Annotated in this window: 9 protein-coding genes; 3 read left to right on the top strand and 6 right to left on the bottom strand. The window is 68.5% G+C overall.

Features of this window, described 5'->3' with window-relative positions; translation table 11 throughout:
- Positions 1–724: 724 nt before the first annotated feature.
- Both nifH and ACYVD0_RS01950 read left to right on the top strand, forming a co-directional pair.
- Positions 725–1,597, top strand: a complete 873-nt coding sequence (nifH, locus tag ACYVD0_RS01955) for a nitrogenase iron protein (protein WP_460425228.1) — start codon at positions 725–727, stop codon at positions 1,595–1,597.
- A 128-nt stretch (positions 1,598–1,725) separates the two neighbouring features.
- Entirely contained in the window at positions 1,726–1,926 is a 201-nt protein-coding gene (locus ACYVD0_RS01950) for a ferredoxin (protein WP_460425227.1), read from the top strand.
- 135 nt (positions 1,927–2,061) lie between these two features.
- Here ACYVD0_RS01950 and ACYVD0_RS01945 read toward each other — a convergent pair whose 3' ends face one another.
- From ACYVD0_RS01945 to ACYVD0_RS01920, 6 genes are all read right to left on the bottom strand, one after another.
- Entirely contained in the window at positions 2,062–4,011 is a 1,950-nt protein-coding gene (locus ACYVD0_RS01945; RefSeq protein WP_460425226.1) for a PhoX family protein, read from the bottom strand.
- Between the two features lie 5 nt (positions 4,012–4,016).
- Positions 4,017–4,814 (bottom strand): energy transducer TonB, encoded by a 798-nt coding sequence (locus ACYVD0_RS01940; RefSeq protein ID WP_460425225.1) that lies wholly within the window; start codon positions 4,812–4,814, stop codon positions 4,017–4,019.
- Complete coding sequence (gene tolR / locus ACYVD0_RS01935; protein WP_460425224.1) at positions 4,811–5,254, bottom strand: ExbD/TolR family protein; 444 nt, start codon at positions 5,252–5,254, stop codon at positions 4,811–4,813. The genes ACYVD0_RS01940 and tolR overlap by 4 nt, the downstream gene beginning before the upstream one ends.
- A gap of 10 nt (positions 5,255–5,264) precedes the next feature.
- Complete coding sequence (tolQ, locus tag ACYVD0_RS01930) at positions 5,265–5,972, bottom strand: protein TolQ (RefSeq protein ID WP_460425223.1); 708 nt, start codon at positions 5,970–5,972, stop codon at positions 5,265–5,267.
- Positions 5,973–6,063: 91 nt separating this feature from the next.
- Positions 6,064–7,995: a phytase gene (locus ACYVD0_RS01925; protein ID WP_460425222.1), complete on the bottom strand. Its 1,932-nt coding sequence runs from the start codon at positions 7,993–7,995 to the stop codon at positions 6,064–6,066.
- Between the two features lie 73 nt (positions 7,996–8,068).
- A complete protein-coding gene (locus ACYVD0_RS01920) occupies positions 8,069–10,597 on the bottom strand; it encodes a TonB-dependent receptor (RefSeq protein WP_460425221.1) in 2,529 nt (842 codons plus the stop codon).
- A 345-nt stretch (positions 10,598–10,942) separates the two neighbouring features.
- Here ACYVD0_RS01920 and ACYVD0_RS01915 point away from each other — a divergent pair, with 345 nt between their 5' ends.
- Positions 10,943–11,857, top strand: coding sequence for a GGDEF domain-containing protein (locus ACYVD0_RS01915; RefSeq protein ID WP_460425220.1), 915 nt, complete (start codon positions 10,943–10,945; stop codon positions 11,855–11,857).
- Positions 11,858–11,867 lie beyond the last annotated feature (10 nt).

Raw genomic sequence — 11,867 nt, 5'->3', positions numbered from 1 at the left:
TCATTGCCTGGTCATGTTGGCGAAGGGCTCATCAGGCCGGGGCCAGGCGGGCTCATCTCACTTCCAAAATGCAACTGTAGTGCTAGGGCCTGTTAACACTACTCCACGCGGCCGCGACGGAGCCTGTTTTTGCGCGGGGTTAGGCGCGAGGAGAGAAGTTTGGTCATTCCAAACGAACGACGAGTAACGACACACCGCGCAAAAACAGGCCCGTCCCTGCGGGTTGCGCGGCAAATGGCGCCATGCGTCGTTGCGGGACTTGGCAAGGGGATGCCATTCCCTGCGTCCCGCGCCTCGCCTGGCGCCATTTGGCGCGGCAACGCGGCTCGCGGAGAGTAGTGTTAACAGGCCCTAGTGTTCGATCGTCGAACGACACTTCCCGCGGCGCCTTCGCGCCGTTCCGCCCCTCTGCCGGGAAGGCCATGCCCCCGGATCGGCTGCAGTAACCCCTTGCGCCAACCGGGATGGAACCCAGTACCAGCCGGAACGGATCGCTCGCCGGCTGTACCTGCAGGTACGTCGGAACGCTGATCGGCGCCGGATCAACCCCTGAGCAGATCGCGAAAAATCTAGATAGACGACACATAAGTCCAAGAAATATCTTAGCTTTGATTTTTTATACCAAAAAACTAGCCATACACGAATATTACATCTTGGTGGCACCACCCTTGCCTAATCCCCAGTGGCACAAATCAAACGCCCACGAATCAATGGAGGTTCCAAGATGGCATTGCGTCAGTGTGCAATTTACGGCAAGGGTGGCATCGGCAAGTCCACCACCACCCAGAACCTGGTCGCCGCCCTCGCCGAGTCCGGCAAGAAGGTGATGATTGTCGGTTGTGACCCGAAAGCCGACTCGACCCGCCTGATCCTGCACTCCAAGGCTCAGAATACCGTCATGGAGATGGCCGCATCCGCCGGCTCGGTGGAAGACCTTGAGCTGGAAGATGTCATGCAGATCGGCTACGGTGGCGTCAAGTGCGTCGAGTCCGGAGGTCCGGAGCCGGGCGTCGGCTGCGCCGGCCGCGGCGTGATCACTGCGATCAACTTCCTCGAAGAGGAAGGCGCCTATAGCGATGACCTGGACTTCGTGTTCTACGACGTGCTGGGCGACGTGGTGTGCGGCGGCTTCGCCATGCCGATCCGCGAGAACAAGGCCCAGGAAATCTACATCGTCTGCTCCGGCGAGATGATGGCCATGTACGCTGCCAACAATATCGCCAAGGGCATCGTGAAGTACGCCCATTCCGGCAGCGTGCGTCTGGGCGGGCTGATCTGCAACAGCCGCAAGACCGACCGCGAAGATGAGCTGATCATGGCCCTGGCGGCGAAGATCGGTACCCAGATGATCCACTTCGTGCCACGCGACAACGTCGTCCAGCACGCCGAAATCCGCCGCATGACCGTGATCGAATACGATCCGGCCGCCAAGCAGGCCAACGAGTACCGCGCCCTGGCCCAGAAGATCATCGACAACAAGCTGCTGGTCATCCCGAACCCGGCAAGCATGGAAGATCTCGAAGAGTTGCTGATGGAATTCGGCATCATGGAAGCCGAAGACGAGTCCATCGTCGGCAAGGCCGCCGCCGAAGGCTGATCCGCCAAGCGCAGTATTGCGGAGGAACGCGCGGCGCGGGCCGTACGGAATGGCTTCTCGCGGTCGCCGGCGCACGCTTTCCTCCCCTTTGGATCGACCCGAATTCCCCCACCTCAGGAGCTGAAACCATGGCCATGGCCATCGACGGCTACGAATGCACCGTCTGCGGCGACTGCAAGCCGGTCTGCCCGACCGACTCGATCGCCCTCCAGGGCGGCATCTACATGATCGACGCCGACAGCTGCAACGAGTGCACCGACGTGAGCGACACGCCGCGCTGCCTCGGCGTCTGCCCCGTCGACTTCTGCATCCAGCCGCTCGATGACTGAAGACTGAACGAGTCTGCACCCACTTGCCGGCGGCCGGACATCCCGCGCCGTCCTGCCGCTGGATCTCGAACGGCGATCGCTTTCCTCAGGGGCGATCGCCGTCTCCATTTCCGGCCTGGCGACCGCCAGGCGCCCTCAAATCACCCCACCGTCATCCCGGGTGACGAGCACGGTGGAGGAGCGCGGCCGGGTCTTGCCGTCGCTGGCCGGGAAGCTGAGGGCGGGGTGTTGGATGTTGACCCACAGCGCCCGGCTGTCCGGGCTCCAGGCCAGGCCGGTGATCTCGCAGCCGCGCGGGCCGACCAGGAAGCGGCGCACCTCGCGGGTCCTGGGGTCGGCGCAGAGCAGCTGGTTGCAGCCCATGGCCTGCATGGCCGGCTCGCCGTCATCGTAGTCGGTCTGGATCCACAGCCGGCCGCGGGCGTCGAAGGCCAGGCCGTCCGGCGAGGAGAAGAGGTCGCCGTCGATGGTGCCGACCAGGTTGGCCGGCACCGGCTGGCCCGCCTGGTCCTTGGCGCCCTTGCGCTCGCCGGCGAGGAGGAAGACTTCCCAGGTGAAGGCGCTGGCGGTCGGGTCGGCGTCCTGCTCGTTGAAGCGCAGGATCTGTCCGTGCAGGTTGTGCGGGCGCGGGTTGGCCTTGTCCAGCGGCTGCTTGTCGCCGCGCCCGTCGTTGTTGGTCAGGGTGACGTAGACCTCGCGGCTTTGCGGATGCACGGCGGTCCACTCCGGGCGGTCCATGGGTGTGGCGCCGACCCGGTCGGCGGCGGCGCGGGCGTTGAGCAGCACCTCGGCCTGGCTGGCGAAGCCGTTTTCCGCGCTCAGGCCGTTCTGGCCGTGGACCAGGGCCAGCCACTGGCCGGAGCCGTCGGCATCAAGGCGCGCGACATAGAGGGTGCCGGCGTCCAGCAGGTCGCGATTGGCCGCGGGGTTGGAGGCATCGAAGCGGCCCTTCGGAACGAACTTGTAGAGGTATTCGCCCTTGGCGTCGTCGCCCGAGTAGAAGGCCATGCGTCCGTCGTCGCCCAGGGAGAGCGCCGCGCATTCGCGGCTGAAGCGGCCGAAGGCGGTGCGCTTGACCGGCTGGCTCTTGGGGTCGAAGGGGTCGATTTCCACCACCCAGCCGAAACGGTGCGGCTCATTGGCGAAGCCGGCGTGGGGCTGGTCGGGATAGGGGGTGGCGTCGAAGCGCGGGTCGGCGGTTTCCCAGGCGAAGTTCTTGCTGGTGCCTTCCTTGGCCAGGCCATAGCGCTTGTGCGACACGCGCTGCTCGAAGTCGGCCCGGTCGCGGTTGATGAAGTAGTTGTGCCAGTTCTCCTCGCAGGTGAGGAAGGTGCCCCAGGGAGTGACGCCGGTGGCGCAGTTGTTGAGGGTGCCGAGCACCTCCAGGCCCTGCGGATCGGCGGCGGTCTTCATCTGCTCGTGGCCGGCCAGCGGGCCGGCGATGCGCATGGGGGTGAACATGCTGATGCGCCGGTTGTAGGGCGAGTCCATCACCCGCTGCCAGCGCCCGTCCGCGTCCTTCTTCACCTCGATGACCGACACGCCGTGGGCGGCCTGCTCCTTGCGCACCTCGTCCAGCGGACGCGGCCTGCTCTGATCGATAACCCCGCTCGGGTGCAGCGGCGGATTGACATATTCGTGGTTCATCACCAGCAGGCCTCGGTCGGTCTCGCTGGCGAAGGGGAAGAAGTTCATGCCGTCGTGGTTGTCGCCAGCCTGTTTGAGCTGGGCCTGCCAGTCGTCGCTGGCGTCGGGCTTCCAGGCCGGCGCGCCGGGCTCCACCGGGTCGCCCCAGGAGAAGAACGGCGTGGCCGTATAGCCTTCGGCGACCAGCACGCGGTCGAACTGCGGGTCGACCTGTACCGGCACGCTCTTGAAGTCGAGCAGCGCGCTGCCGGAGGAGTCGCCTCTGGCACTCAGGCTGCCGCCGAGAAAGCCCAGCGCGGCCAGGGTCAGGCCGCCCTTGAGCAGGTTGCGCCGGGTCGGGTCGACCAGTTCGGCGAGCGGGGTGTTGGCACTGGGATTGACGGCGATGTCGTCGTGAGCCTGCAGATCGACGTGGAAGCGGCGGTGATCCTGGTTCATCGGGGCTATTCCTGGATTCGATAGTGGAAGGTGTTCTTCACGCCGTGCACGACCATGGCCTGGCCGTTGACGATGCGCGGCTGGTAACGGAAGGTGCGGGCCGCGGCCAGCGAGGGGCGGACGAACAGCGGGTGGCAGTCGCCGACGATCTGCGGGTCCTCCACCCTGCCCTGGGGGTTGACCCGGTAGCGGACCGTGCAGTCGCCCTCGATGCCCTTGTCCAGGGCGCGTTCGGGGTAGTCCGGGGCCTGCTTGGCGATCGGCAGGTACTGGCGGCTGGCCACGGCGGCGGCTTCGGCGCGGGCGCGTTCGGCGGCTTCGGCCTGGCGTTGCCGTTCCTGGCGCTGCGCCAGCGCCTCGGCCTCGCGGCGCCGGCGTTCCTGCTCGCGCTGCCGTTCGATACGCTGCTGCTCGCGCTTCTGCCCCTCCACCCGCTTGCGGGCCAGGGCGGCCTGTTCCAGCTTCTGCCGCTCCAGGCGCGGGTCGGGCTTGGGCGCCTCCACGGGCTTGGGCGGCGCCACCGGCCGGGATGGCTCCGGCGGCGGCTCGACCGGCGCCGGTTCGGCCTGTACGGGCGCCGGCACGGGCGGGGCCGGCGGCGCCAGCGCGACCAGCCGGGTGGTCAGGGTACGCACCTGCGGCGCGGGCGGCGGCTCGTCCTGCCAGCCGAGCAGCAGCAGGGCCAGCACGGCGGCGTGCACGCCCAGGGCCACGCCGACGGCGGCCGCCTGGCGTGGCCAGGTACCATCGGCGCGGCGCGCTGCGCAGGCTGCCGGACTGTCCAGGATCGCGGCGGCAGTCATCGCGGCGCCTCGGTGATCAGCCCAAGCTGGCTCACCCCGCCCTGCTGCAGCGCGGCGATGCCGGCGACCACGCTGGCGTAGTCGGCGTCCCGGTCGGCGCGGACGTAGACCTGGGTGTCGCCGTGCGCGGCGACGATGGCGCCGACCTTGGCGCTCATCTCCGCCAGGTCCACCGCGCTGTCGGTCTGCCCTTCGGTGTCCAGCTCGGCGCCGAGGTTCCAGTAGTAGCTGCCGTCGGCCTTCACCGAAAGGGTGAGGATCTGCTGGCGACTGTCCGTCGGCAGCGCCTCGGCGGCGACCTTGGGCAGCTCGATCGGCACGCCCTGGGTGAGCATGGGCGCGGTGACCATGAAGATCACCAGCAGCACCAGCAGCACGTCGATGTAGGGCACCACGTTCATCTCGGCCTTGGGACCGTGGAGGTTGTGCGGCTTGCGCATGATGCTGTCCTCAGGCCGCCCGGGCGAGGCCGGAAGCCGCCTGCAGGCGGCGGTGCAGGCGGCCCTGCAGCTCGTTGCCGAAGGCGTAGTAGCGACTGCCGAGGCTGGCGACGCGGGCGCTGAAGCGGTTGTAGGCGACCACCGCGGGAATCGCCGCGAACAGGCCGATGGCGGTGGCGATCAGTGCCTCGGCGATACCCGGCGCGACGGTGGAGAGGGTGGCCTGCTGCACCTGCGACAGACCGATGAAGGAATTCATGATCCCCCACACGGTGCCGAACAGGCCGATGTAGGGGCTCACCGAGCCGATGGTGGCGAGCAGCGCCAGGCCCTTGCCGAGGCGCTCCTCCTCCTCGCTGATGGCCACCAGCAGGCTGCGCTCGACCCCCTCGATCACCGCCTCGGGCGCAACGCCAGGCTCGCGCCCGAGCTGCTGGAACTCGCCGTAGCCGGCGCGGAACAGGCGCTCCAGAGCAGCGTCGGCGGGCAGTTCGTCGCCAGTCTCGCGATATAGCTGGGCGAGATCATTGGTGCCGCGAAAGCGCCGTAGGAAGTCCTTGAGCAGGCGCTCGCTGGCGCCGAGCAGCAGGCTGCGCTGGACGATCAGGTACCAGCTGGCGAGAGAGGCGAGGACCAGGGTCAGCATGACCAACTGAACCAGCAGGCTGGCTTCGCCGATCAGGCCCCAAACGCTCGTCTGTTCGGGGGTGGCGTGCATGGTGTGGCTCCTTTTCTGTACCCACTCCCGGAAGAGCGGGCTGTCGAGTGCTATTCGAGTGCCTGACTGTTACCGGCCGATGACAGCCGGGCTATTCCAGGCCGAGGGCTGCGGCGACTTTGCTCCAGGGCACGAACTTGAAGTTCTGGGTCTGCTCGGGCATGCGCTTGCGGCCGTCCTGCACCACCAGCATTCCCCGGCTCCAGGGACCGCCGAGGTTGGCCGAGACCACCTCCAGGCCGTCGGTCTCGGAGGCACCGTCGATGCCCGGCTCGCCGTTCAGGCCGACCCGGAAGGCGCCCCGCAGGGCGTAGGGCGGCTCGGCGTCGATCACCACATAGCTGTCGTTGCCCTGGCTGGAAATCACCAGATAGTCGCGCGCGGCGGACCGGTAGAGGGCAACCCCCTCGGCGTCGGCGTGCAGCGTCGCGCCGACCCGGATCACGCTCTCCGGCGTGGCAGGCGCGTCCGGGCGGGCATCCACCACCCACACCCCGACTTTCTCCTCGCCGAGGAACAGACGCTGGCGCCGGTCGTCGGCGACGCAGCCCTCGGGCTGGCTGTCCACCTGGAAGCGGCGTACCAGCTCGCCGCCCACCGTGTCGCTGGCGGCGCTCAGGCGGTACTGCAGGAAGCTGCCGTCCTTGCCGTTGGCGAAGGCGTACAGCTCGCCCGGGGCCGGCTGGAACAGGCAGATGCCGTAGATCTCCGCCAGCGGCGTGGGGATTTCGCCGGCCTCGCGCAGCTCGCCGCTGGCGCGGTCGATGGCGAACACGGCGATGCTGTTGCGGTCGCGGTTGCTGGCCACAGCCAGATCGACCCGCGTGTCGCCCAGCAGGAAGTCCGGGCGCACATCGACGTTGTTCAGGCGGCCCACCGGCAGGTCCTGCAGCAGCTTGCCGTCGAGGTCGTAGACCTGCAGACCCGCCTTCTTGTTGGTGCCGAGCACCCGCGACAGCGCCGGCCGCTCGGGATTGACCCAGATCGCCGGGTCGTCGGCGGCATCGCCGTGGCTGCCGACCGGCTCGCTCTGGCGCAGCGCGCCGACAGTCGCCAGCACCGGCGGCAGTTCCGGCGGCCGGGGCTGCCAGTCCAGCCCGCCCCGGTAGACGCGCCCGTCGTCCTGGACCAGCAGCTCCAGGCCCTGGCCGGCCGGCCGCACGGCCAGACGCTCGGGCTTCTCCAGCCCGGCGAGCGACAGGCCGGGCAATGCCTTCCAGCCCTTGCCCTCCTGCTGGTAGAGATGCAGCTCGGCACGCTGCGGGTCCAGCGCCAGCAGGCCGCCGGGCACCGCGGCCATGGCGCCGGCGACGCCCTCGAGCGCGCCGAACGGCTTGAGCATGTCCACCGGACGGCGCACGGCATCGGCCTCGGGATGCGCCGGATAGGCCCACAGGCCGACTTCCTCCTCGTTGACGAACAGCAGGCCCGCCGCATCCTCGACCTGGCAGTATTCGGCCCCGGGCGGCAGCGGCACGGAACGCACCAGCCGCGGTGCGTCGGACAGCCGCTCGCCGCCACCGACCAGCCACTGTTCGCCCCTGCCCTCCTCGCCGACCAGGAACAGGTGGAGATTGGCCGCCTCGTCGCGGTACAGGCACAGCCCGGCGAGGGCGTAGTCGCGTGCAGGCATCACCTGTGGCCGCCCCCACTGGCGGCTGGCCGGGTCGAGGCCGACCAGCATGGCCTGCTGGCCGTTCTCGTCCAGGGCGGCGACGACCAGTTGGCGGCCGGCGGTGCGGCTGTCCAGAGTGGCATAGCTGCCGGGCAGACGCGCCAGCTCGTGGCCCTCGCCATCGAGCAGCAGCAGGCCGCGACGCTTGCTGGCGGCGAGGCGCAGCTCGGCGCCGCCGGCCAGGTCGACCGGAACGAAGCGCAGGTCGTCGACCTCGGCAAGATCCGCCGGCGTGAACGTCAGGTCTGAGGTGGCGGCGAATGCCAGGGGGCCGCACGCGCAATCGGCCAGGGCCAGGCCGGCAAGCAGCAGGGCGGCCAGGGGAGTGCGGGAAAGCGAAGGAATCATGTCGCGGGTAGTCCTTTGTCATGGCGAGACGGTCCCTCTGCGCAAGGGAGAGGGGACAGGCGCCTGTGGCGGATCAGAAGTTGACGAGGGTCAGGCCGAGCTTGTAGGTCGGGCCGTATTCCTCGTACTGGGCGTTGAAGCTGCGGTGGCCGCTGTAGACGTAGTAGTGCTCGTCGGTGAGGTTCTGCGCCTCGAAGGTCAGCTTCAGGTTCTTGGTCAGGGAATAGCGCGCGCTGAAATCGACGAAGGTCTGGTCGTCCACGTACAGGTCGTGGTCCTCGTCGTCGATGCCGGCCACCTCCTGGAGGTAATCGGACTTGTAGTTGAGCGACAGGCGCAGGCTCAGCCGGTCGTCCTCCCAGCCGAGCATCAGGTTGCCGACCCGCTTGGACTGGTTGGGCAGGTCGATGTCGCGGCGGAGCGTGCGCCCGGTCTCCGGATCGCGGCCGCTGATGCTGGCGTCGGAATGGGTGAAGGTGAGGTTGCTGCCGATCAGCAGACCGTTCCAGGGCGCCGGCAGCCAGTCGAATTTCTGCGACCAGGCCAGCTCCAGCCCCCAGAGGTCGGCGCGGTCGCCGTTGTCGAAGGTGTTCGCCTCGGAGAAGTCGACCCAGTCGCCGCGGCCGGCCAGGTCGGTGTTGTAGGCGAAGTTGTCGATGTCCTTGTAGAAGAGGAAGGCCGAGACCACGCCGGCGCGGCCCAGGTAGTGCTCGATGCCCAGGTCGAAGTTGCGCGACTCCAGGGGATCGAGGTTCGGGTTGCCGAAGCTGGCCTCGTCGCCGTCGATGACGAAGCCGGGGGCCAGTTGGCCGAAGGTCGGGCGCACCACCGAATGGGTGAGGGCGGCGCGCACCTGGGTGTCCTTGCCCAGTTGATAGCGCAGGTGCAGCCCCGGCAGCCAGTGGTCGTAGGTGTTGCGCTCGTCGATCCCCTCGAAGCGGCTGTCGCGGATGCCGGTGCCGCGGGCCTCGAAGCGGGTTCGTTCGTAGCGCATGCCGGCGATGACGCGCAGGTCGCCGACGTCCAGGGTGTGCATCAGGTAGGCGGCGTCGATGTCCTCGCGCATGTCGTAGTCGTTCACCCGCGACTCCTCCGCGTCGTAGAAGGCGTTGCGGTCGAGCCCGCCGAGCAGGCTCTTGATCCTGCCGGCGGACAGGCCCGGGCCGAAGCGGCCGAGGCCGTAGTCCACCGAACCCTTGGTGAAGTTGCCCATGGCCAATTGCGCATCGCTCAGGCCGTGCTCGTCGAAGTCCTCGTAGGTCCAGACGTCGGTGTCGCTGTCCTTGTCGCGGCGGCTCAGCTTGCCGCCGAACTTGACCTGGGCGGCATGGCCGGACAGCTCGTAGTCGCGGGCCAGGTCGAGCTTGAGGTTGTGCTCGGTGTCGGTGGTGCGGTTCTTGGACCGCTCCACCTCGTCGAGGCTGAAGCTGTCGGCCTCGAAGAACGCGTCGCCGATGTTCAGGTGCGGCTTCGAGCGGCTGGTGAAACCGACGTTGGCGAAGTCGTCGTTGCTCTCGAAGGTAGCGTTCAGCCCATTGGGGGTGTTCTCGCTGGAACGGCTGTAGCCGACCTGCCCCGTCAGGGTCCAGGGGCCGAGCAGGCGCTCGCCGCCGAGCACGTAGGAGCGGATCGTCTGGATTTCCTTGCGGTCCTTCAGCTCGCGCCAGCCCTCGGCCTCGCCGGTTTCGCCCGGCGCCAGGGGATCGGCGAACTCGACGCCGGCGGCATTGCGCGTCTCGCTGTCCTGGTAGCGGCTGTAGAGGGTACGCAGGTAGTAGCTGGAGTAGTCGTCCGGGCGGTAGTCGAAGTTGAGGCCGAAGCCGGTGCGCTCGCGGCTGATCTCATAGTCGCGCAGCTCCGCCTCCTCCAGCCGCGGACCGTCCGCGAAGTCCCAGCCGCCGCCGGTTTCCACGTTGTCCGAGCCGAAGTCACGGTCCGACCAACTGTACGCCGCGGCCACGCCGAAGTTGTCGACGCCGTCGCCGAGGCTGAAGCGCTGGCTGATCGCGCCGGAGAACTTCGGGCTGTTCTCGCTGACGTTCTCGTCGTGGCTGCCCTCGCCGCTCAGGGTGTAGAACAGCCCGTCGTGGTCGAAGGCGGACAGGCTTTCCACCTCGATGGTGCCGCCCAGGGAGTTGGCGTCCATGTCCGGGGTCAGGGTCTTGACCACCGAGAGCGACTGCACCAGCTCGGCCGGCAGCGCGTCGAGGGCCACCGCGCGGCGGCCGCTTTCCGGTGCCGGCACCAGGGTGCCGTTGATGGTCACGCTGTTCAGGTCAGGCCCCAGGCCGCGCACGCTGACGAAGCGGCCCTCGTTCTGGTCGCGCTCGATGGACACGCCGGGCAGGCGCTGCGCCGCCTCGGCGACGTTCTGGTCGGGCAACTGGGCGACGCCGTCGGCGTGCACGGTGCTTTGCACGCGCTCGGAGCGGCGCTGCTCCTTCAGCGCCTTGTCCATGCTGGCGGCCTGGCCGACCACCTCGACATGCTCGGTGGCGCCGGCGCTCTCCTGCGCGGCCCCGACCGGCGCGGCGGCGATGGCCAGCGCCAGGGCGCTGAGGCCGAAGCCTCCCTGGCGAGTGGTGAGTCGGCGTTGCTGCATCTCGGTTTCCCCCCTTCTCGATGCCGACGGGCAAAGGACCCGACGAAGTGGGAGGGCAAGCTAGGAGCGCGGCATGGCAGTTCCATGACAGGCAGCGCCGGAAGCCGCCTAAAACGGGGCTTTCGGGGCGTTTTCCGGCGCCGAATGGCCCGAAATGCCCCCTCCGCGCAGCCGCCGGGACGGGGCAAAGGCGCGCACCGCCCCATCCGCGGTGGCGCCAGGCGGCTCGGCACCGGAAAAAAGCCCGAACCGGGCTGGCCCGATTTGCCCCCTCCGCCGTAACCAATCGGTCATGTGCCTCTGCTCTGCTAGCGGCCTCTCCAGCCACGCCAGGGAGCCGATCCGATGCCAAGCCTGCTGCGCCACCATCGCCTCAAGCTGTTCGCCGTGCTGCTGGCGGCCAACCTCGCCCTGTTGCTGCACCTGGCGGCCGGCGACCTCATCCCGCCGCACGACTGGGTCCTGCTGGACATCTTCGGCGAAGGCGGCGCGGCGCTGCTGGCGCTGGCCTGGCTGGGCCTGGTGCTCAAGAGCCGTCCGGCCGGGCGGGTGACCAACCTGCTGACCCTGGGGCTGGGCTGCGTGTTCTTCTCCTGGTGGGTGGACTGCCTCGACGAGTTCATCCGCCTGCCCGAGCAGGTGCACTGGGATCACTGGCTGGAATCGGCGCCCATGCCGTTCGGCCTGCTGCTGCTGACCTACGGCCTGTATCACTGGCACCACGAGCAGTTGGCGATCAGCGCCCAGATGGAAAAGCGCGAGCGGCTGTTCCGCGAGCACCTGCTGTTCGACAAGCTGACCCCCCTGGCCGGCGCCGACTACCTACGCCGCCAGCTGCAACTGAGCCTGGAGGAGAGCGCCCGGGAGGGTCAGCCGCTGTCGCTGGTGGCGGTGGACCTGGACCACTTCGACGCCATCAACCAGCGCTTCGGCCACGCCGAGGGCGACGCGGTGCTGCAGGCAGTGACCCAGCTGCTGCTGCTCAACCTGCGCCGCCAGGATCTGCTCTGCCGGCTGGCCGGCGACCGCTTCGTGATCCTGCTGCCCAATACCGGCGAGGCCCAGGCCCGCCAACTGGCCGGGGAAATGGCCCTGGCCATCGAGCATCTGGCACACAAGACCCGCCAGCATGGCGAGCGCCTGCATCTTAAGGCCGGCGTGGCCAGCGTGATGGCCCTTGACGAGGATGCCGAACAGCTGCTGCGCCGCCTCAACCTGGCCCTGGCCCGCGCCAAGCAGAGCCTGGCGCTGAGTGCCTGAGGACAGCCCC

Source organism: Azotobacter armeniacus (assembly GCF_054779355.1).
This window is presented reverse-complemented; position numbering and strand designations above follow the sequence as displayed.